General features: G+C 52.8%; 20 protein-coding genes. 13 read left to right on the top strand and 7 right to left on the bottom strand.

Annotated elements, in window-relative coordinates; translation table 11 throughout:
- Window positions 1-150: 150 nt before the first annotated feature.
- From aptA to PsB1_RS02295, 5 genes are all read right to left on the bottom strand, one after another.
- The gene (gene aptA, locus PsB1_RS02275; RefSeq protein ID WP_284358778.1) at window positions 151-1,479 is read right to left on the bottom strand and encodes an omega-aminotransferase AptA; all 1,329 of its coding nucleotides are present in this window, start codon (window positions 1,477-1,479) and stop codon (window positions 151-153) included.
- A 107-nt stretch (window positions 1,480-1,586) separates the two neighbouring features.
- Window positions 1,587-3,008, bottom strand: a complete 1,422-nt coding sequence (locus PsB1_RS02280) for an AarF/UbiB family protein (RefSeq protein WP_284358779.1) — start codon at window positions 3,006-3,008, stop codon at window positions 1,587-1,589.
- Entirely contained in the window at window positions 3,005-3,790 is a 786-nt protein-coding gene (locus PsB1_RS02285) for a class I SAM-dependent methyltransferase (protein WP_284358780.1), read from the bottom strand. The genes PsB1_RS02280 and PsB1_RS02285 overlap by 4 nt, the downstream gene beginning before the upstream one ends.
- An 8-nt stretch (window positions 3,791-3,798) precedes the next feature.
- Complete coding sequence (locus PsB1_RS02290) at window positions 3,799-4,284, bottom strand: hypothetical protein (protein ID WP_284358781.1); 486 nt, start codon at window positions 4,282-4,284, stop codon at window positions 3,799-3,801.
- Window positions 4,285-4,292: 8 nt separating this feature from the next.
- Window positions 4,293-4,631 (bottom strand): hypothetical protein, encoded by a 339-nt coding sequence (locus PsB1_RS02295; protein ID WP_284358782.1) that lies wholly within the window; start codon window positions 4,629-4,631, stop codon window positions 4,293-4,295.
- Window positions 4,632-4,672: 41 nt separating this feature from the next.
- On the opposite strand from PsB1_RS02295, the gene mutM reads away from it, so the two are divergent.
- The 10 genes from mutM to PsB1_RS02345 all read left to right on the top strand — a co-directional run bounded on the left by mutM (window position 4,673) and on the right by PsB1_RS02345 (window position 19,383).
- Entirely contained in the window at window positions 4,673-5,548 is an 876-nt protein-coding gene (gene mutM, locus PsB1_RS02300; RefSeq protein ID WP_284358783.1) for a bifunctional DNA-formamidopyrimidine glycosylase/DNA-(apurinic or apyrimidinic site) lyase, read from the top strand.
- A 25-nt stretch (window positions 5,549-5,573) separates the two neighbouring features.
- Entirely contained in the window at window positions 5,574-6,350 is a 777-nt protein-coding gene (locus PsB1_RS02305; RefSeq protein ID WP_284358784.1) for an enoyl-CoA hydratase, read from the top strand.
- 108 nt (window positions 6,351-6,458) lie between these two features.
- The gene (rpsT, locus tag PsB1_RS02310) at window positions 6,459-6,731 is read left to right on the top strand and encodes a 30S ribosomal protein S20 (RefSeq protein WP_284358785.1); all 273 of its coding nucleotides are present in this window, start codon (window positions 6,459-6,461) and stop codon (window positions 6,729-6,731) included.
- 1,118 nt (window positions 6,732-7,849) lie between these two features.
- Window positions 7,850-9,289, top strand: a complete 1,440-nt coding sequence (gene dnaA / locus PsB1_RS02315) for a chromosomal replication initiator protein DnaA (protein WP_284358787.1) — start codon at window positions 7,850-7,852, stop codon at window positions 9,287-9,289.
- A 156-nt stretch (window positions 9,290-9,445) separates the two neighbouring features.
- Complete coding sequence (dnaN, locus tag PsB1_RS02320; protein WP_284358788.1) at window positions 9,446-10,564, top strand: DNA polymerase III subunit beta; 1,119 nt, start codon at window positions 9,446-9,448, stop codon at window positions 10,562-10,564.
- Window positions 10,561-11,739 (top strand): DNA replication/repair protein RecF, encoded by a 1,179-nt coding sequence (recF, locus tag PsB1_RS02325; RefSeq protein WP_284358789.1) that lies wholly within the window; start codon window positions 10,561-10,563, stop codon window positions 11,737-11,739. Before dnaN ends, recF begins: the two co-directional genes overlap by 4 nt.
- Before the next feature lie 17 nt (window positions 11,740-11,756).
- Window positions 11,757-14,270, top strand: a complete 2,514-nt coding sequence (gene gyrB, locus PsB1_RS02330) for a DNA topoisomerase (ATP-hydrolyzing) subunit B (RefSeq protein WP_284358790.1) — start codon at window positions 11,757-11,759, stop codon at window positions 14,268-14,270.
- Between the two features lie 18 nt (window positions 14,271-14,288).
- On the top strand, window positions 14,289-15,329 hold the full coding sequence (locus PsB1_RS02335) for a hypothetical protein (protein WP_284358791.1): 1,041 nt from the start codon (window positions 14,289-14,291) through the stop codon (window positions 15,327-15,329).
- A 196-nt stretch (window positions 15,330-15,525) separates the two neighbouring features.
- Window positions 15,526-18,420, top strand: a complete 2,895-nt coding sequence (ileS, locus tag PsB1_RS02340) for an isoleucine--tRNA ligase (protein ID WP_284358792.1) — start codon at window positions 15,526-15,528, stop codon at window positions 18,418-18,420.
- A gap of 48 nt (window positions 18,421-18,468) precedes the next feature.
- A complete protein-coding gene (locus PsB1_RS02345; protein ID WP_284358794.1) occupies window positions 18,469-19,383 on the top strand; it encodes a DMT family transporter in 915 nt (304 codons plus the stop codon).
- On the opposite strand, the gene PsB1_RS02350 is transcribed toward PsB1_RS02345, so the two are convergent.
- Window positions 19,380-19,538, bottom strand: coding sequence for a DUF2256 domain-containing protein (locus PsB1_RS02350; protein ID WP_284358795.1), 159 nt, complete (start codon window positions 19,536-19,538; stop codon window positions 19,380-19,382). The genes PsB1_RS02345 and PsB1_RS02350 overlap by 4 nt on opposite strands.
- Window positions 19,525-19,917 carry a thiol-disulfide oxidoreductase DCC family protein gene (locus tag PsB1_RS02355; protein ID WP_284358796.1) on the bottom strand — a complete coding sequence of 131 codons (393 nt, stop codon included), beginning with the start codon at window positions 19,915-19,917 and terminating at the stop codon, window positions 19,525-19,527. The genes PsB1_RS02350 and PsB1_RS02355 overlap by 14 nt, the downstream gene beginning before the upstream one ends.
- Window positions 19,918-20,097: 180 nt before the next feature.
- Here PsB1_RS02355 and PsB1_RS02360 point away from each other — a divergent pair, with 180 nt between their 5' ends.
- The 3 genes from PsB1_RS02360 to PsB1_RS02370 all read left to right on the top strand — a co-directional run bounded on the left by PsB1_RS02360 (window position 20,098) and on the right by PsB1_RS02370 (window position 21,522).
- On the top strand, window positions 20,098-20,802 hold the full coding sequence (locus PsB1_RS02360; protein ID WP_284358797.1) for a TetR/AcrR family transcriptional regulator: 705 nt from the start codon (window positions 20,098-20,100) through the stop codon (window positions 20,800-20,802).
- Window positions 20,803-20,880: 78 nt separating this feature from the next.
- The gene (locus PsB1_RS02365; protein ID WP_284358798.1) at window positions 20,881-21,219 is read left to right on the top strand and encodes an alpha/beta hydrolase fold domain-containing protein; all 339 of its coding nucleotides are present in this window, start codon (window positions 20,881-20,883) and stop codon (window positions 21,217-21,219) included.
- Between the two features lie 177 nt (window positions 21,220-21,396).
- Window positions 21,397-21,522 (top strand): hypothetical protein, encoded by a 126-nt coding sequence (locus PsB1_RS02370; RefSeq protein ID WP_284358799.1) that lies wholly within the window; start codon window positions 21,397-21,399, stop codon window positions 21,520-21,522.
- The last annotated feature ends 232 nt before the right edge of the window (window positions 21,523-21,754 follow it).

The raw sequence follows: 21,754 nt of genomic DNA on the forward strand, positions 1-21,754 counted from the left end.
TTGAGCAGTTGGAGAAGGTGGTCGGCCTCATTGAGGATTATTTACGCACTCCGTACCCCCTCACCCCCGACCCGTCGACCTATAGGTCGACCCCAAGGGGCGAGGGGAGAAAAAGCTTCAACTAAATGGACTGGTGACTTCTTACAACGCCTAATCCACCGAATGCAAAACCTGACCAATCGTATCCACCAAGCGATCAATATGGCTTTCTTCAATGATCAATGGCGGCGAAAGGGCGATTATATCGCCAGTGACACGGATCAGGGCACCTTTTTCATAAGCCTTCACAAACACCTCATAGCCGCGTGCGCCAATCACCCCGTCACGTGGGGCAAGTTCAATGCCACCTATTAAGCCTAAATTGCGCACATCGATCACATGGGGTGCGCCTTTAAGCTCGTGCAGGCGTTGTTGCCAATAGGGCGCGATATCGACGGCACGGGTCATGAGGCCTTCGCGCTCCATAATTTCCATCGTGGCAAGGCCCGCAGCGCAGGCTGCAGGATGGCCCGAGCAGGTATAACCATGGAAGAGCTCAATCAGGTTTTCAGGCCCACCCATATAAGCATCATGAACTTCACGGCGGGCAAAAACAGCCCCCATCGGTAAAGCCCCATTGGTAATGCCCTTGGCGGTACAGATCAGATCAGGCGTGACTCCCAGCGCTTGGGTGGCAAAGGGTTTGCCCAAGCGGCCATAGCCGGTGATGACTTCATCAAAGATCAAAAGGCAGCCGACGCGATCACAGGCGGCGCGCAATTCTTCCAGATATCCGATAGGGGGAATTAAAACCCCAGTTGACCCTGCCACAGGCTCAACAATCACCGCGGCAATCGTCTCTGGGCCATGTAAAGCGGCAATGCGGTCCAACTCTTTAGCCAGATGGGCACCCTTTGGGGGATGGCCTTTAGCAAACACATTGTCAGCCAAACCATGTGTGTGGGGCAAGTGATCGACGCCAGGAAGCCCCGAGCCAAACACCCGTCGATTGGTGACAATACCGCCAACCGAAATGCCGCCAAAATTAGTACCGTGATAGCCGCGCTCCCGCCCGATCAGGCGGGTCCTGCGGTGATCCCCACGCGCATAATGATAGCCCAAAGCGATCTTAAGGGCCGTCTCCACGCTTTCAGAGCCCGAATTGGTAAAAAATATGCGGTCAAAACCATCGGGTGCAAGTCTCGCCAAACATTCGGCAAATTCAAACGCAATCGGATGGCCCATCTGAAAGGTTGGCGCATAATCGAGTGTCGCCATTTGTCTGGCGACCGCGTCCACAATCTCTTGGCGCCCATGGCCTGCATTGACCGTCCAAAGCCCCGCGGTGCCGTCTAATATCTCGCGGTCATCGTCGCTGCGATAAAACATGCCATAGGCAGAAACCATCAGGCGCGGGGCCGCCTTAAATCGGCGGTTGGCCGTAAACGGCATCCAAAAGGCATCAAGAACGGGCGCATTGGCTGGAGCAGAATTTGTCATAACAAAATGCTAAACCGCGCTCGGTGATCAATCAAGCGCATTATCGAGGCTGGACGCAAACTTGTCCTCCCCAGCTCACGGGGGAGGACAGGCGAGGCTTTATGTCTTTAGCGCTTACGCTGCTCGGCCCGTTCCACCAGCTTCTCAATGCGGGCAAATAAGAGGGGTAGTTTCCGCGCCGTTGTTATTACGCCTGAAACATCCTCACACAATTGGCGCGTCATGCCTTCAGGCCCCAAATGGGCGGTCATAAAGCGTTCGACAATGGGGCGGGACGCCTCCCAAATATCGTGATTTGGATCAATAGCGCGCGCCACGCCTTCCACTTGCACCATTGTCTTTTGCAACAAAACAAGTTCGGGTCGCATATGCATGCCAAATTGCTCGGTCACATCAAAAAGCTGGGTCAATACCCGGCCCATGGAGACTTCGCGCGCTGGCTTACCCCAGATCGGCTCACCCACAGAGCGTAGCGCATGGGCAAATTCGCCTTCATCATAGTGGGCGGGCACATAGCCTGCTTCAATATGGACCGCAGCGGCACGTCGATAGTCGCGGTGCAAGAAAGCATAGAGGATTTCAGCCAGATAACGCCGCTCTGCCATGCCAAGGCGTCCCATAATGCCAAAATCTATCGCCCATAGCGCGCCATCGGTGCCCAATATAAGGTTGCCTTCATGCATATCGGCATGAAAAACACCATGATCCAACGCCGCCGCCAAAAACCCACAAGTGACAGCGTTCGCCAGTTTAGGCCGGTCCGCACCCTCCAAAGCACCAACTTTAGTCAGACCCACGCCCTCAACCCAGCTGGTGGTCAACACCCGCCGCGCGGTACGCTGCCAATCAATCGTGGGCACTTTAAAAAACCCGTCTTTTGCGATGATCTCCCCAAAGGCATCCCCTGCCCCGGCCTCACGCCGCAAATCCAGTTCTTTTTCCAAGGCCGCGCGAATGGTTGCAACAAAGGCGATGGGTTCAAGGCGGCGGGTTTGTGGATAAAGTCTTTGTGCCAGAATGGCCGCGAGTGCCATGGCTTTACCTTCGGCGGCGATCTCACGCTCAATACCCGGACGCAGGATTTTAACGGCGACTTTTTTGCCATCAGCCAGTGTCATTTGATGGACTTGGGCAACAGAAGCGGCTGCAACCACTGGCCCGATTTCTGGAAACAGGCTTTCGCGCTGATCACCAAAAGCCGCGTCCAATTGCGCGAGCGCGACACTTTGAGAAAAGGGTTCAAGCTGATCTTTAAGGCGCGATAAGCCTTGGGCCGCCTTCTCACCTACAATGTCAGGACGGGTTGCCAAAAGCTGGCCAAATTTGATCCATGCAGGCCCCAACTTTTCAAGGGCGCTGGCCAGCCTTGTACCTGGATCGCCAGCAATCTTGGCCGACCCCAAGCGCAACAAACGACCAACAAAGCGCGCGGGCGCTGGTAGTCGATCATAAAATTCGCGCGGAAGGATCGCATCATAGCGCCCCAAAATCCAAGCCGCGCGCACCAACCGCATCACCGCATCAATCACACCTTCCAACCCCCGTGCAAGGCCGTGATGCCACCTGAAAAATTGGTGTATGTTACGCGATTAAAGCCTACTACGGAGATCATATCCGCAAAGGATTCTTGATCGGGGAAACGGCGAATGCTTTCAACCAAATAGTGATATGGCTCTGCGTTCCCTGTCACAGCTTTCCCAATAGATGGAATAGCCTTGAACGACCAAGCATCGTACAAAGCTTCCAATGCACCCGTCGTTGGCTTGGAAAACTCAAGGCAATAAAAGCGCCCGCCGGGCTTTAAAACCCGATATGCCTCACGCAAGGCTTTGGGAATATTGGTGACATTGCGGATGCCATAGGATATGACATAACCATCGGCTGAATTGTCGGCAAAGGGTAAGGCTTCAGCGTCGCCTACAGCCCAACCCAGTCCATCAAGCCCACGCTCACGCCCTGCAGCAATCATTTCCGCATTGATATCGACCACGATGATTTCGGCAGGCTTTTGTGCCTTTGACCTTTGGCTACGCGCCCCTGCTGCATCGGCCAGTGCCTTAAACCGACGCGCCAAATCACCGGTTCCACCCGCAAGGTCTAAGATGCGTTCACCGGGCCTTGGATTAAGTCTTGCTGCAACTGCGTCTTTCCAAGCGCGGTGCATGCCCGCACTCATCAAATCATTCATTAGATCATAGCGGCTGGCGACAGCATCAAAGACCCCACGCACGCGTGTGGCTTTCTCATGCGCCGGCACATCTTGGAAACCAAAGGAAGCGGTGTTGGATTGTGTCTCTGCTGTCTTGGCCATAAGACCCTTTAACGCCCTGAAAGCTTTACGACTAGCCCGACAACAATTTCTGAAACTTCGTGCTTAGTTATATGATCAAGATTATAAATGGCGCGCTTCGCTTGATCGATAAGGGTTTCAGCTTCGGTCTTGCCATATTCTTTGGTTGGCAAGTAATCTGCCTCTTTTCGTGCATTTTGCAATGTGATGAAGGTCAATGCAAAGTTGCTGTAGTGATCTGATCTATTTCTATTTGATGATCTAGAGATTGCCTCAAAATTTGCTTTTACTCGGACATGATCAATTGATCGATAAACATTAATCCAGGTTTCTGATGGCATTGAATTGTCACGCTCAAGCGGAACAATCCGATTGGCAACCGATCTGCAAAGATGGTCGAAAACTGCGTAATAAGCAGTGCTAACTGCTCGGTTGCAATCACTCGCTTTGGGTCGACCGCGCTCTCCACCAACTAGACGTGACGCACTCTTAATTAGATCTTTGGAGTAAGGCATGGAGTAGCCTAGGCAACGCGCTTGCGTTTGAGGTCCGCGTTAGGAAACTTGTGATAAAGCAGCAGGAGCCTAGGGTCACCCTTTTGATCAGCCTCTTGGATCATCTGGCCCGTGGCCGCAGCGGTTGCATCCGGGTCAGGTAACGATGTTGGATTAGGATGTGATAACCACACCCCCACAACTTCACCGCTATCAATCAGTCCTGTTTCAGAACTTGGGGTAGACCAAACAGTATGTTCCAACTCAATAGTTGCGTGCTCTAACTGATCCGCCGGGAAAAAGCGCCTTACAGCCCGCCACGCTAGCTCTTGGAGTTCTTCATCGGTAAGGCGTAGGGTTCCTGACATTCTTAAATCCTAGCATAAAGTCGTTAAGCGCGCAAAATATCATGCCTGAATTGCCCGAAGTTGAAACCGTCAGAAGGGGCCTTGCACCCACATTAGAGGGGCAAAGGCTGTTGCGTGTGCACGCCCATCGCCCAGATCTGCGTTTTCCACTGCCCGCCAACTTCACAAACAGGCTGGTGGGTAGGCGCGTCACGAGCCTTGGGCGGCGGGCAAAATATCTGATTGCTTATCTCGATAGCGGTGAAGCCCTTATTATGCATTTGGGCATGTCAGGCCGGTTTTCGATTGTGGATGCGCGCGGTGTCTTGGCCTTTGATGATTATGCCTATTCAACCGAGGGCGATCCCAAGCATAATCATGTTGAATTTGACGTCGAGGGCGGGGCCAAAGTCATTTATAATGACCCGCGCCGCTTTGGCTTTATGGATATTGTTGCAATAGCAGAGCTTGAAAGCTGCAAGCATTTTAAGGCCATGGGTCCAGAGCCTTTAAGCAATCAGTTTTCGGCGGCGGGTTTGGCTGCAGCACTTTGCGCCAGAAAAACACCGATTAAGTCTGCCCTTCTCGATCAATCGACGGTTGCGGGCTTGGGCAATATTTATGTATGCGAGGCGCTGTTTCGTGCGGGGATTAGCCCAACCCGCCCCAGCAACGCGGTAACGCCCAGCGAAATTGTGGCATTATCAGCAGCCATCCGCGCTGTTCTAAGCGAAGCCATCGACGCTGGGGGATCTACCTTGCGCGATTTTGCGGCAGCCGATGGCTCCTTGGGTGGTTTTCAAGAACGCTTCGACGTATATGGTCGCGAAGGGCTGGCTTGCCCGCACTGTGCGCAAGACAAAGGGATCACCACCTTGGTTCAACGCCTGGTTCAATCGGGCCGATCTAGCTTTTTTTGTCCAAGCTGCCAAACCTAAGGCACGCCGCTTTTGGAGTATATTTATGGCCTATCACACAATCCTCCTTGCTGTCGCTGACCAAGTAGCCACCATCACTTTGAACCGGCCCGAAGCGCTCAACGCCTTTAACCAGCAACTGATGGCTGAATTAGCAGCCTGTTTGGATGAGGTTGAAGCCCGCGACGATGTCGGCGCGATTGTGATCACGGGCTCTGCCAAGGCCTTTGCAGCGGGAGCGGATATCAAAGAGATGGCCAACAAGAGCTTTGCGGACGTTTACCGCGAAGATTTCATCACGGCCTCGTGGGAGCGCGTAACGCGTTGCCGCAAGCCCACGATCGCAGCGGTTGCGGGCTTTGCCTTGGGTGGTGGGTGTGAGCTTGCGATGATGTGCGACCTGATCCTTGCCGCCGATACCGCCAAATTTGGCCAGCCCGAAATCAAGCTTGGTGTAATTCCAGGCGCTGGTGGTACACAGCGCTTTGCCCGTGCAGCAGGAAAAGCCAAAGCCATGGATATGATTTTAACCGGGCGCATGATGGATGCGGCGGAGGCAGAGCGGTGTGGCATTGTTGCACGCATAGTGCCCGCAGACGCTTTATTAGAAGAAGCCCACAAAACCGCAACACTCATTGCAGGCTATGGCACATTAGCTGTGATGGCCGCGAAAGAGGCCATTGACCGCGCCTTTGAAACGCCTTTGGCAGAAGGGGTACGCTTTGAGCGGCGTCTATTCCACGCTTTGTTTGGAACCGAAGATCAAAAAGAAGGCATGATAGCCTTTAGCGAAAAAAGGCCCGCGCACTTTAAAGGTCGCTGATGAAATCCAGGCTTTATTGCTTGACCTTTACGCCTCATTTGGGCATAGACCACTCCCTCTTGGGTAGCTGCTTGCCCACTCCACTCACAGTCTAAATTGGAATGATCGATGGCTAATACGCCTTCCGCCAAAAAAATGACCCGTAAGATCGTGCGCCGCACTCTGGTCAACACTGCGCGCCGTTCGCGCATGCGGACCTTTATTCGTAAAGTTGAAGAGGCGATTGCTTCTGGTGATGGCGCTGCAGCTACTGCTGCCTTGCGCTCGGCTGAACCAGAAATTATGCGCGCAGTCACAAAGGGTGTCGTCCACCACAATACCGCATCCCGCAAAATGTCACGTCTGGCACAGCGGGTAAAAGCTATCGCGCTTCGACCCTAACTAAAATCTTAAGTATCAATCCGCCATGTCTTCATCTCCCAGATAAGGCTGAGGGCATGTATAATTCTCCCCATTATGATTGAATTGTCCTAAGACGTATACAGACTATCAAACGCACCATTATTTAACATCCGCCATTGAACGTATGCGGTTGTTTGTGCTGGTAAGATACTTTACCTGCCCATCCCATGGGCACTCTAAAACATCCTGATTCAATGGTCTTTTTAGACTTTCTTAAGTCGCCCAGCTTTATCCACAAGGTTGTGGAGTTGACTGCTTTTTGTAGCATTGTGTTAAGTCTCGCTGATCATTGAGAATCTTCACATGTCAAGCGAATCACAGCCCCCATTTACGGGAAAAAGCACCTGACAAAGGCATAAAATACTGTTGCACACTGACGCTGTGTAGGCTTTAGTTTGGTCACGACGCCAACCTATTTAAAACTTATAAAAGGTATCGTCGTTCTGGAACGGACTTATTTCATTCAACGTCGTAAGACGATTGCGGAAATGTGTCTCTTTTTATGAACGCAAGAAATTATGGGGCCACTCGATTGGATGGAAGTTGACTGCGAAGTGCCATGTTCTTTTAGACTCAAATTCCAATTGGGACTTAACATCCAATTGGGTTCATAAGTCAGGTTTCTAAAACTAGGGTGCTAAATGTTAGGGTGCTAAATGCCAGGGTCTTAAAGGTCAGGGTTTTAAGGGCCAGAGTCTTAAGGCCCAGAGTCTTAAGGCCCAGAGTCTTAATGTCACGATGATATGATCATGATTATTCAATCAAGATGATATGATCTGATTTAAAGGGCTTCGATCATATTGGGGCGATATGGGATGTGAAATCCATGATGCTTCTGATTTGGGTTCGTTTGTAGGTTTAGGGGACTGATGTTTACCCATATAATGGGTAGTCATGGTCTCGACGGGTCAAGGATGAAAATTAGGCTTTGATGCAATCATAGGGCTTACTTTCATAGGACCTGCTTTAAGTTGGTGTGCGACGAAATTTTGATTTGGTGGGGTTTTTGTTAGATGAACTATGGAGTGCATTCAAACATAGTGACGCCAACGGGCTTGGTTGCATCGCATGCTCCCTCTCAAGATGGGGCATCTTTTATGGCTGAGACAGCAAAGAACCCATCTGCGCAAGCATGCAATTTAAACTTGGAATTATCGAGTGCGCTGGGCTTGTGGGCGAACGCATTACCACGCTTGCGCAGTGAATTGGGTGGGGATGCCTATCGGGCTTGGATTGAACCATTACGGCTTGTGGCACTTGATGCGGGTGCGGTGACCTTTGCAGCTCCCAATGCTTATGCTGTATCTCGCCTCACCACCGAATATCTACATCGCCTGCAAGCGCGTTGGTCTGCTCTAGATCCAACTGGGCGGCGGGTAAAGCTTGTTGTGGCTGATCTTGACCTAAACCACGGACACCTTGACATTAATCTTCATCAAGATGTCTGCGAAACTAACAGCGAAACTCACACCAGCCACCAAGATGTTGGTGGAGTGCTAGAACCCATTGAGCTATCGGCTTTTGCCAAGACATTTGCCAATTATGAGGTCGGTGAAGCTAATCGGGTTGCTGTTGCCATTGCACGTGGCATTTCCGAAGGTCCCTCCACTGGCGACCTTGTCTATTTTCATGGGTTGCATGGTGTTGGGAAAACCCATCTTTTAGAAGCCATTGTAGCCCAGATTCGTGAAAAATCGCCCAAAAAACGGGTATTATTACTCACGGCTCAGCGTTTTTTAAACGAATTTCAAGCCGCCCTTCGGGAACGTGAAACCATTCCCTTCAAAGCAGCTCTGCGAGGTGCTGATCTATTATTGATCGATGATTTGCAGCTGATTTGTGGAAAAACTGCGACACAGGATGAATTTTTCCAGACCTTAGACGATTTGATTTCGCGCGGACGCACGGTCGTGTGTAGCGCCGATGTGGCCATTGATGGCCTGCAAGGTCTAAATGCGCGGATGCGCTGTGTGTTACAAGGTGGGTTTATTGCCAAAATCAATGAGCCCGATTTTGAGTTACGCCGGGCGATCGCAAAACGCAAAACCAGTGAGCTCAATGCACGTCGGGGTGGCTTTGACTTACCCGATGAAGCCCTTGATCTGATAGCTGCGCGGGTTACTGGTACCGGGCGCGCGGTTGAAGGTGCCCTTAAACAAGTATTTGCGGCCTCAGCATTAATAGGCCGGGAGGCGAGTATGGAATTGGTGGTTGAAGCACTCGCGGGAAATTGGAGCCCGCCCGAAAAGTCGGTTCCCGATGAGACCATTAAAAGACGGGTTGCCGCCTTTTATGACATGACGATAGAGGATTTAGTCTCCCAGCGCCGTCACCGCGCTGTGGCACGGCCACGTCAAGTGGCTATGTATTTTTGCAAGCGCCTGACGCGCCGATCTTTTCCCGATATTGGCCAACGCTTTGGTGGGCGTGATCATACGACCGTGATGCATGCGGTAAAGCGCATTGAAGATTTAGCCGCCCAAGATGCCGCATTTGCTGCTGAATTGCAGGAAATTGGCCGCAAGATTACCGAATAGCGCCTAAAGTCATTGCATCTTAGGATAAAAATCGGGCAAAGTGTTGCTTCTATTTGGTCAGAATCAATGAGATCAATCTATCTCATGTACCAAGTAGAGCAGGCTTGCGTTTTCTGGTGCCAATGACAACACAATTCATGAGGAGCGGGTTCGGGTATGCGCCTAACGATCGAACGCGGAGCGCTTTTAAAAGCTCTGGGGCATGTGCAAAATGTCGTGGAGCGGCGCAATACAATTCCTATTTTATCCAATGTTTTGATTGAAGCGCATGATGGAAGCGTGACCTTTGCCGCGACCGATTTGGATATAGAAATCATAGATGGGGCAGAGGCAGATGTTGAGCGCGCTGGCGCTATCACCGTACCTGCGCATTTATTGTATGAAATCGTGCGCAAATTACCCGACGGTGCGCAAGTACGTTTAGACTTATCGTCGGATGATCCGCGGGTGACTGTCACGGCAGGACGTGGTCGGTTTAATTTGCCCGTACTGGCGGCGGGTGATTTCCCGGCTATGTCGAGCGGAACTTTTGATACCCGCTTTAGCTTAGAGCGTAGCGCTTTGGCGCGCTTGATCGACCGAACACGCTTTGCGATTTCAACCGAAGAAACCCGCTATTATCTCAATGGCGTTTATCTTCATTCGGCGACAGGTGATTCAGGCCTTGCCTTACGCGCTGTGGCAACAGATGGGCACCGACTTGCCTTGGCCGATCACCCCCAACCTGAAGGCACAACCCCCGTCAGTGGCGTCATCATCCCGCGCAAAACCGTGCAAGAATTGCGTCGTCTATTGGAAGACGCCGGGGAAGAAGTCGAAATTGCGGTTTCTGAAGCTAAAATTCAATTCTCCTTTGGACGCACAACCCTAACTTCTAAACTGATCGATGGTACGTTTCCAGATTACACAAGGGTCATTCCAAAAGGAAATTCGCGGGTCATGACCGTTCGCAATGATGAGTTTTCGCGTGCTGTGGATCGTGTGGCAACCATGGCGGCAGAGCGCTCACGCTCCATCAAGCTTACCGTTGGCGATTCAAAAGTGGTCCTAGCAGTCAATAGCCCAGAAACCGGGGCCGCCACTGAAGAGGTTGAAGCCGATTATAAGTCTGAAACCATCGAAATCGGATTTAACGCCAAATATCTATTAGATATTTCCAGCCAGATTGGCACAGGGGAAGCGCGTTTTGAGTTTGCGGATGCGGCCTCACCAACCTTGGTGCGCGACGGCAACGATCCTAATGCTCTGTTTGTGCTGATGCCGTTGCGGGTGTGATCCTGACTGGTTCATCAGGGTCGCGCGCCTTTGTGCGTCGGCTCAACCTCACCCAGTTTCGCAACCACGCTAGGCTGGATCTTGAAACCAAGGATGCGCCTGTGTGTCTATTTGGGCCCAATGGTGCTGGTAAAACCAATATATTGGAAGCCCTATCGCTGTTAGGTCCAGGACGTGGCTTGCGCAGTGCCGACTTGGACGAAATGGCGCGCCAAGCCCAAGATGGTGGCCCTTTTGCTGTGGCGGGCTTATTACAGCTTGGTACGGAAGAATACCGCATTGGGGTGGGCTTAGAGCGTCTACTATCTGGACACAGGCGCGTCGCCCGCATGGATGGCAAGGACGCTGGGCCAAAAGAGCTTGCCCAAACCGTACGCCTATTATGGCTGACCCCCGCCTATGACCGACTGTTTGCTGGCCCGGCCGGGGAGAGACGTAAGTTTTTGGACCGCCTTGTCTTTGCCATTGCGCCTGAACATGCCCAACAAGCGACCCAATATGAAAAAGCCCTGCGTGAGCGCACCAGACTTCTCGCAGATGCCAGCCCGGACCCTAAATGGCTGCGCCTGATCGAGGCTGAAGCAGCAGCGGCCGGTGTTGCGATGGGCATGGCCCGGCTTGAAGCGATTGACGCGCTACAAACCTTCATTACCGAGCGCCCGGATGGCGCTTTTCCTAAAGCGCAATTGGCCATTGATGGCGCGTTTGAAAATGGTCTTCGAGAAACCCCAAGTGCCAGCGAAGCGGAAGCCAATTTTGCGCAATTACTGCATGATTGTCGCGCCCGTGATTCGGCGGCAGGGCGGGCGTTGGATGGCCCACATCGATCGGACTTAACTGCGGTGCACACCCCCTCTGGAATGGCGGCGCAAAAATGCTCAACCGGTGAGCAGAAAGCCCTTGTAGTGTCCCTGATATTAGCACAAGCTCGCCGAATTGCCTCCGGGCTGCCAACGGCAAAAAGTTCGGGCTATTGTGGGCCGAATCCGTTAGTGTTGCTCGATGAAGCCGCAGCCCATTTTGACCCTGCTAGACGCGCCGCTTTGTGCGAAGAATTACTAGCACTTCCAGGTCAGGCTTGGCTAACCGGCACGGATCAAAGCCTGTTTGAGGCCTTTGGTTCACGTGCAAGCTTATTTGAAGTGTCTCCGGGTAATGCCCGTTTGATAGAGTGAGAGAAAAGTAACACCTGATGAGCGATCTTCCAACTGCCAATCGCGCAAACGCCACCAAAGCAACCCCTCATGTCGATGCTCCTGAAGGAGGGGATTTTCGCGTTTTTGACGCCGAAGGCTTTGATGAAAATGGCCGCGATGCCAATGGCCAGGCCTCGTATGGCGCTGACTCGATTAAGGTGCTCAAGGGTCTTGATGCCGTTCGCAAGCGACCGGGCATGTATATTGGCGATACCGATGATGGTTCAGGCCTGCACCACATGGTTTATGAAGTCGTCGATAACGCCATTGATGAAGCATTGGCCGGCCACGCCACCATGTGCCATGTGACCCTTTATGCAGATGGCTCTGCCGAGATCGAAGATGATGGCCGCGGCATTCCAACCGAAATCCATACCGAAGAAGGCGTATCGGCAGCCGAAGTGATCATGACCCAGTTGCATGCAGGAGGTAAGTTCGACCAGAACTCCTACAAAGTGTCGGGCGGATTGCATGGGGTTGGCGTCTCGGTCGTCAATGCTTTGTCTGACCTGTTAGAGCTGACGATTTATCGCAACGGCCAAGAACACACGATGAGCTTTGCATTGGGCGAAGCCAAAGCGCCTTTGCGCCTTGTTGGCCCCGTTGAAGCTGGGAAAAAGGGAACGCGGGTAAGGTTTTGGCCGTCGCCGACCATTTTCACCATGGTGGAGTTTGATCGCAAGACTTTGGAGCACCGCTTGCGCGAATTGGCGTTTTTGAACTCTGGCGTCACAGTGCGGTTCCGTGATCTACGTGGGCCAGAACCCTATGAAGAGATTATGCGTTATGATGGCGGGGTTGAGGCCTTTGTTGAGCATTTAGATCGCAATAGGGTCAGTGTCACCCAAAAGCCGATCGTTGTGCGCGGTGAGCGCGATGGCATCATGGTGGAAGCCGCTTTGCAGTGGAATGATGGCTATCATGAAACAATGCTGTGTTTCACCAATACTATACCCCAGCGCGATGGCGGCACGCATTTAGCGGGCTTTCGTGGTGCACTGACCCGCGTCATCAATGCTTATGGCGAAAAATCTGGGATTTCCAAGCGCGAAAAGGTCGATATTACCGGCGATGACGCCCGCGAAGGCTTAACGTGCGTTTTATCCATCAAAGTGCCAGACCCCAAATTTTCCAGCCAAACCAAGGATAAGTTGGTATCCTCAGAAGTGCGTCCTGCCGTAGAAAATACCGTTGGTGAGACATTGACTGCTTGGTTTGAGGAAAACCCCAGCCTTGCAAAAATGGTGATGGCCAAGATTGTTGAAGCGGCAGCAGCGCGTGAGGCGGCAAAAAAAGCCCGTGAGTTGACCAGGCGCAAAAGCGCGCTCGATATCGCCTCATTGCCCGGTAAATTGGCCGATTGTCAGGAGCGCGATCCCGCAAAATCTGAAATTTTTATCGTCGAGGGCGATTCAGCCGGTGGCTCTGCTAGGCAAGGCCGCGACCGGGGTTTCCAAGCGGTTTTGCCGTTGCGTGGCAAGATCTTAAATGTCGAACGCGCGCGCTTTGATAAGATGTTATCGAGCCAAGAAATTGGCACTTTGATCACGGCTTTGGGCACCGGCATTGGCCGTGATGACTTTAATCCTGATAAATTGCGTTATCATAAAATTATCATCATGACCGATGCTGATGTCGATGGCGCGCATATACGTACGCTCTTACTGACGTTTTTCTTCCGCCAAATGCCTGAATTGATTGAACGTGGGCATTTGTTCATTGCTCAACCGCCCTTGTATAAAGCTTCTAAAGGTCGCTCTGAACGCTATCTCAAAGACGATGCCGCATTAGAAGCCTATCTGATTGAAGAGGGCACAAGCGAAACCATCCTAACCCTTGCCCACGGCGAGGGTCGTTTGGGTGCTGATCTTTTGGCAACGGTAAGAGACGCGGAAGGCTTTGAGGCCACTGTCCGCCGCTTGGCTACCCGTTTTCCGGCCTTCGCGCTGGAGCAAGCGGCTTTAGCAGGCGCTCTAACAATTGGCGCAGGTAGTAAGGCTGCCACCAAATTGGCCGTCCGCCTCAATGAATTGGCGGATGAAGGCGAAAACACCTGGTCTGTAACGATTGATGAAACGGGCCTGACCATGATCCGCGAAGTGCGCGGCGTGACTGAGCGTATCAAGCTTGATCAACATGTGTTGGCTTCTGCAGATGCACGTCGTTTGGCAGAGCGTGCCGCCGCGATGGCTGGCGCTTATGACGGTTTGGCCAAACTAAAACGCCGTGAAGTTGAAACTGATATCCATGGACCATTGGCATTGTTGGAAGCAGTTCGGGCCGCAGGGCGCAAGGGTATCACTATCCAGCGCTATAAAGGACTTGGCGAAATGAATGCCGAGCAATTGTGGGAAACCACATTGGACAAAGAAGCCCGTTCGCTGTTGCGGGTCTTTGTCGATCACGCCGATACGGCGGACGGTATGTTCACCCGCCTGATGGGAGATATTGTTGAACCCAGACGTGAGTTCATCCAAGAATTCGCGCTGGAGGCCGAAGTGGATGTCTAGACCTTGGCAGGTGGTGGCTTGAGAAGACGCGGCATTATTCTAGGTGGCGCAGGTGCTGCGGCAGCAGCGGGCTTGGGCGCTTGGGCTTGGCTGAACGCTCACAAAAAACCACCCGTGGTAACAACACCACCCCCGCCCCCACCGGCTGTTCCCATTGAACCAGAAGTTGCACCCGTTCTGACGCCAGAACCAGAACTGCCGCTCAGTTCAGTGCGTCCACAACTGATTGCAAACCCATTGGAGTGGGAGAGCCCGCAGGCCGCATTGGTGCGTGGAGCTGGCCTGCCTTGGCGCAAGACGATCCTGCAAGAAAGTGTAACGCCAGAACGCTGGCTCGCTGTGCGCGCTTTAACAGAACCAGGTTTTGGTGCACGCTCTGGGGCTGGGGTTTTGGTTTCTGACGCTGTGCTACGCGCCCATATTGGTGAACGTCCCTTAAAAGACGGGCCCGTAGTGTTTGCGGTCCGTGGTGCCCGCCCGCCCCGGCCAAGCAACGGTTTTGCACAAGAATATAGTCTTGCCATAATCCCACCCGACCATTTGAACTTTTGTTGCACCATTGGTGTTTGGGATCCAATCAACCAAGAAGTATCGGCCTATGCAGCCTCCACCGTGCCCAATCGCACAGCCATTGTCTCTTCGGCTTTGGGCGTGCAGCCCGCCAATATGCTGTTGCCGGGCATTTTTGATTATACGCCGGGCAGTCATTCCAACTATAAAAAATATGGCTTTGACTTTGCGATTGTGGGTGCTCTGCGCCAAAATGGGGTGGGTGGAGGTGCAGGCGCTTTACCGGCTTTGCGCGCCACCACGCCCACTGGGATGCAAGGGGCCAGTGTGGATAAGACGATGGACGACAATATTCATTGCGCCGAAACGCCCCTTTTGGAGCCATTTGACCGCTTTTCTTCAGAAGGCTGCATGGTGGTTGCTGGCCGATATACGCCAGAAGAAGGGCATAGCGGGCCGTGGGCGCGCTTTTTACGCGATGCCCGTTTTCAAGATCGCAGCCAAGTGACGGTTATTTTGGTCAATAGTACCGCACTGCCAGTGGGCTGAAGCCCGCCTTAACATGGGCTTTGAATTGGTCTAGAGCTAGCGCATGAGCCCTGTCTTTGCCGCCCTAGCCGCCATACGAATTATCAGCCCGGCACGCCGCTGAACCAACATCGCGCGCCGGGACGACATCGCCAAACACCCTTTTTGAGACCAAGCTGCCCATCACGCGAGCAGCACGCTAATAAAGACCGGAATCATGACCACAGAGCCACGTGACTATCGCCCGACGATCTTTTTGCCTGACACAAGCTTTCCTATGCGCGCGGGCCTGCCCCAAAAAGAGCTCCAATTTGTGGCGGCTTGGAAAGAAGCGGGCCTTTATCAAAAAGTGCGCGAAGCCTCTAAAGGCCGGGAGCGCTTTATCTATCATGATGGCCCCCCCTATGCGAATGGCCATTCCCACATCGGCCACGCGCTTAACAATAGCTTGAAGGATTTTGTCTGCCGCACCCGTCAGGCCTTGGGCTATGACGCTGATTTTGTGCCAGGCTGGGATTGTCATGGTCTGCCGATTGAATGGAAGGTTGAAGAAGAATTTCGCGCCAAAGGCCGCAAAAAAGATGAAGTGCCCGCGGCGGAGTTTCGGGCCGCCTGCCGTGTCTATGCGCAAAAATGGGTGGATATTCAAAGCGAAGAGCGCCAGCGCATGGGCCTGTTGGCCAATTTTGACGACCCTTATCTGACCATGAATTATGAGTCAGAAGCCATTATCGCGGAAGAATTCTTGAAGGTGGTGCAAGCAGGTTTGGTCTTTCGCGGCTCCAAACCTGTGATGTGGAGCCCGGTGGAGCGCACTTCGCTAGCCGAAGCCGAAGTCGAATATCAAGAAAAAGTCAGCCCCACCATTTGGGTTAAGTTTCCGATTGTATCGGGTCCAAGTGAGGGTGCGAGCCTGATCATCTGGACCACGACCCCTTGGACTATTCCCGGCAATCGCGCCGTGAGCTATTCACCCGATATTGCCTACGGCGTCTATGAAGTTGAAGCGATGCAGGCGGATTTGGCGTTTGAGCCTTGGGCAGCTCCTGGCGAACGATTGGTCCTTGCTGACCGATTGAAGGATGATGTGTTTGATGCGGCCAAGATCGCGGTGGCCCGCCGAGTCGGTGATTTTGATCCAAAGTCTGCCGCCTGCGCCCATCCATTTCGCGGGGGCGGCTATGAGTTTTCAGTCCCCCTACTTGCAGGCGATCATGTCACCGACGATGCCGGCACAGGCTTTGTGCATACCGCCCCCAGCCATGGGACCGATGATTATCTGGTCTGGATGAAGTCGGGCTTGCCCCAAGCCGACATCCCTTTCACCATTGATGCAAACGGCCGCTATACCAAGGAAGCGCCGGGCTTTGAGGGCTTGGCGGTGCTGGAATTGGAAGGCAAAAAGGCCGGTAAAGAAGGCCCCGCCAATGGTGCCGTCATTGCCGCTTTGATTGAAGCGGGTAAGCTTCTGGCGCGCGGGCGCTTAACCCACCAATATCCCCATTCTTGGCGCTCTAAGGCGCCTTTGATCTATCGCAATACCCCCCAATGGTTCATCGCCATGGATAAGCCTGTTGCGCATTTGGGCGGTAAAACCCTGCGTCAGGTCGCGATGGCTGAAATTGCGGCCACTGATTGGGGCAATGAGGCGGGCAGCAACCGGATTACGGCGATGGTGAATGAGCGGCCCGATTGGTTGATCAGCCGCCAACGCGCCTGGGGCGTGCCGCTGGTGATGTTCATCCATAAGGAAACCGGCGCTATTTTGCAGGATGAAGCGGTCAATGCCCGCATCCTCAAAGCCATGCGCACAGGTGGAGCTGACGCTTGGTTTACCGCCGATCCCGCAAGCTTCTTGGGCGAGGCTTATGATGCGTCCTTATATGAAAAAGTCGATGATATTCTCGATGTTTGGTTTGATTCTGGGTGTACCCACGCCTTTGTGACCCGTGTGCGCTATGGCGAAAACGCTCAAGCCAATCTTTATCTTGAAGGCTCTGACCAGCATCGCGGCTGGTTCCAATCTTCCCTTCTTGAAAGCTGCGCCACGCGTGGGCAAGCGCCTTATAAAGCGGTGCGCACCCATGGCATGATCGTCGATGAGCAGGGGCGTAAAATGTCCAAGAGCCTCGGCAATGGGATCGAGCTTGAAGACGTCTTGCGCCAAAACGGCATGGAAATCCTGCGCCTCCTTTTTGCCGCCGCCGATTACACCAATGAGCTGGCCTTGGGCAAAACCATCCTTGATCAGGCGAGTGAAACCTACCGCAAGCTGCGCAATACCATCCGCTATATGCTAGCAAGCCTCAAAGACTTTAGCACTGAAGAAAGAGTCGCTTACGCCGATATGCCCATGCTGGAACAATGGCTGTTGGGTCGCGCCCACGAAGTCGGCGTAGAAGTGCGCGCGGCTTGGCTAGATTATGACTTTAAGCGGGCTTTATCGGCGGTGGTTGATTTCGCCAATCTTGATCTCTCTGCCTTTTATGTCGATGTGCGCAAGGATGCGCTTTATTGCGATGAACTGGACAGTCTGCGCCGCCGAGCGAGCCGAACGGTGCTTGATCTATTGTTTGAGCGCATGCTGGTATGGCTGGCCCCCATCCTACCCTTTACCACCGAAGAAGCGTGGAGCACACGTTTCCCAGACGCAGGCTCGATCCATTTGCGGGTGATGCAAACCGACCCAGAAGAATGGCGCAATAGCGCGCTCACCAACCGGATGGAGCATTTGCGTAATGTGCGCCGTGTGGTGACCGGAGCATTGGAAGTGCAGCGCCGCGACAAAGTCATCGGCTCTTCCTTAGAGGCGGCGCCCATTGTCTATATCACCCAAGACGGCGTGCGGTCCGCCATTGGTGAAGTGGATTTATCCGAACTTTGCATCACGTCAGATTTGGTCTTGAAAAATGGCGAAGGCCCAGAGCATGCCTTCCGGCTTGAAGACGTTGCGGGCATTGCGGTGGTGTTTGAGCGCGCGCCCGGTATCAAATGCGCGCGATCTTGGAAGTTTTTTGATCCCGCAACAGCCTTACCAGGCTTCCCCGACATCACACCGCGCGACGCGCGCGCCGTTATGGCCTGGGACCGTGCTAATCCAGCTTCCAATTGATATGCGATGGGGCTTGCGCGCCCCAGCGGCGCATGGCACGTCCATGGGGTGAATGAATACATAAACCCTGTGCGTCCCGGCTTGATCGACTGGTGCCTTTTGGCCGTGCTCGTCATTTTATGGGGCTCTGCTTATGCAGGCACCCATATCGGGGTTGGGGCACTTCCCCCAGCCGTTTTGGTTGCATGCCGACTTTGGATTGGGGCCAGTGTCTTGGGTATTGGCTGCTTTTGGGTGCGCGCCACATTGCCCTCGATCTCGGATAAAAAAACTTGGGGCCGATTGGCCCTGATTGGTGGTACGGGGACACTTTTACCTTTCTTGCTGATTTCAACGGCGCAAAAAACCGTCCCCTCCGCCTTAGCAGCCATTTACATCGCCGCCGCCCCTTTGACGGTGGCGCTATTATGCCATTTTCTGGTGAAGTCAGAGCGCTTAAACTGGGCCCGAGCGCTTGGCGTTGCGTTAGGCTTTGGCGGGGTATGCCTTTTATTCGCGCCTGCTTTGATGGATCATGGGATTGGCGCCACACCTTTGATCCCTCAGGTCTTGCTTCTGATCGCTGCGGTTCTTTATGGCGCGACAAGCGTGATGATGCGCCTCGTTAGTCCCAATTTGCATCCTGTGGCGATGAGTTTTGGCTTTGTCCTGATCGCCGCCATTTTATCCCTGCCCTTTGCGGTTGCGGCATGGCCAAGCCAAGGGGTGCAGGTTCAGCCCTATCAAATGGGTGCGATTCTGGCCTTGGGTGCTTTATCGACCGGGCTGGCTAATCTTTTGTATGTGCTCTCCATACGCCGGGTTGGGGCGGTTTTTATGTCCAATGTTGGCAATCTCGCACCCTTTTGGTCGATTGGTATTGGGGCCATTGCCTTTGGCGAGGTTTTGCCGCCTACCACCTTTGCAGCTTTGGCGATTTTATTGTTTGGCGTTTATCTGGTCCAGCGGGTGAAGAAGGCTTAGCCCTTTGACGTCGCGCGGCATTTGTCGCTGCAATAAAGCACTTGGTCCCAATCGCGTGCCCATTTCTTGCGCCACGAAAAAGGCCGCCCACACGCTTTACACGGCTTATCAGGCAGATGGGCTTTCGCGACGGATTTGCCTTTAGCGCTTTTCATGATCGACAAACCAAGCCTGAATGCGCGGACGGATGCGCAGAAACTGGCCGTAAAGATAGTCCAATAGCTTCAAAATGATGGGCACTTGGGCCAACCAGCCCAAGGGCTGCAAGGGGGTTACGTGGCGCCACAGCGCGCCAAAGGCTGCCGCTCCCGACACCAGTGGTTTTCCCTCTTCCTGAGCATGAAAACGCGCCAGCATGTCTGCACGGTCTAAAGGGCATGGCGCGTCTCCTGCTAAATCAACAAAGTCGATGCGCTGGGCCTTTGCGTCTAGGCGGCGGTATAAACCAATTTCGCGAAGGCATAAGGGGCAGCCACCATCAAACCAAATGGTTACTTTTTGAGTAATGGGGGCACTTGGTACATCGTCGATCATTTTATCTCCAGGGCAGCACAAAACTGCGACTTGAATGGTGTCATAGTTGACGCTTTGTCATCTTTTTGCCACTCATGATTAAGAACAACGCTGAACAGGCATCTTACACTTAACTAGAAAGCCTATCCACTTATGCTTTCCACCACTTCTTCACCCAACCAAATTAGCGCGCAGGAGCGCTTGAGCAAATCTATTGCGAAGCCCGTCTCAAAACGCGAGGCCACCAAGCTTGCCAATCGGGCTGCTATCTTGGCAGCTGGGCAACAGATTTTTGCCGAATTAGGCTATGAGGCCACCTGCGTTCGCGACATCATTCGCCGTACCTCACTCGCATCAGGTACGTTTTACAATTATTTCAAATCCAAAGAAGAAGTGTTCCATGCGCTCCATGATGATGGTGTCACCCGCTTTAAACCATTGTTGCGCGCAGCGCGTAAACAAGCGGGTGATGACTTTAAAGCCTTTTTAATTTCCGCGTTTGCTGCCTATTTTCACTTTTTGATCCAAAATCAACCGACGACCCGCGATGCTGTGGATGTACCCAAATGGACCAAGGTGCGATTTGATACTCCTGAAAGCCACGCGTTGTTTGATGAACTCAAGGCTGATATCATATCTTTTGCTACTCAATTTCATCTTATCCATGTCGATCCAGAATTATTGACCGCCGCTTGTATCGGGATTGCCCAAGAGATTGGGGATAGATTACTACGCGGCAGGATTGATGATCCTAAAGAAGCGGCCCAATTTGCCGCGCATTTTGTTATCGGTGGCGCTCATTTTATTCAAAGTCAGACTCCGCTTGAAAACGCAACAATGGACAGCCAATCTGATGTAAAAGCTATCAGCACTTGCACTGGTTGCGAAACCAGGTGGCCGACCTAGTGTCCGCGATGGACAATAAGTGATCCTGGTTTTCAGTTCATCGCCGCTTTAGATGCCAAACAGCCACGACCAGATGTTGTGCAAGCCGACATAATGTGCGCTGGTACCGATAAGCTGGTTGAGCAATTTGGTGGTAGAGCAGAGCCCAGCGTAAACTACGCCCACCATGTCTTGCCCTTTGAAGGTCGAGATTTTCCTGCACTTTCATATCGGCCAAGCGCACAAAACCCAGACATTCCGATTTTAGTTTCTTTTCATTATGGCGGAGGAATTGTCGGTTCTTTTGAAACCAGCCCTGCTTTTTGCGTCATCTTTGCCAAGTCGATTGCGGGCTCCGTCCTATCGGTTGACAATCGCTTGGCACCAGAACGTCCTTGGCCAGCGGACTTAAACGATGCGATTGAGGCTTTGATCTAAGCGTGCTCATGGACCTGAATTTGGTGCGCTCAAGGATCAAGACAGTTTAGGCGGGGATCCCATGGGGGGTCATTTTGAGCAATCATTGACCAAGAAATGCAACGACACGTCCTGCTACCACCTATGCTAAAGTTCTTAAATTTTCCCGCCTCCACGATCCTTGAACGGGACGCCTCAATGCAAAGCTGTGCCGACGCCTTTGCCTTATCCGCGCATTATGGACTGGTTTATGGCCAATTATCTGCCCGCCAACGCCCAAGCAGACGATTTAAAGATCTCACCAGCTTTGGCACCCAGTCTTAAGGGCTAGCCCCTGTCATTATGGTTACCGCTGGGCATGGCCCACTTCTTGATCAAAGCCAGTCTTATGCCAGGTTGATGAAAGTAGTATGGGTGAGCGTTGAAATGCTTTATTGACATCTAGGGGCACGGGTTTACGGCCTATAGGGATGGGATTGTTAATGCGCGACGCGCCTGTTTTGAGATTGCGCACCTTACTGCCTATACCTATAGTGCTTTGGGTCCAAGATCATAA

Source organism: Candidatus Phycosocius spiralis (assembly GCF_030158815.1).
Classification (GTDB): Bacteria; Pseudomonadota; Alphaproteobacteria; order Caulobacterales; family Aquidulcibacteraceae; genus Aquidulcibacter; species Aquidulcibacter spiralis.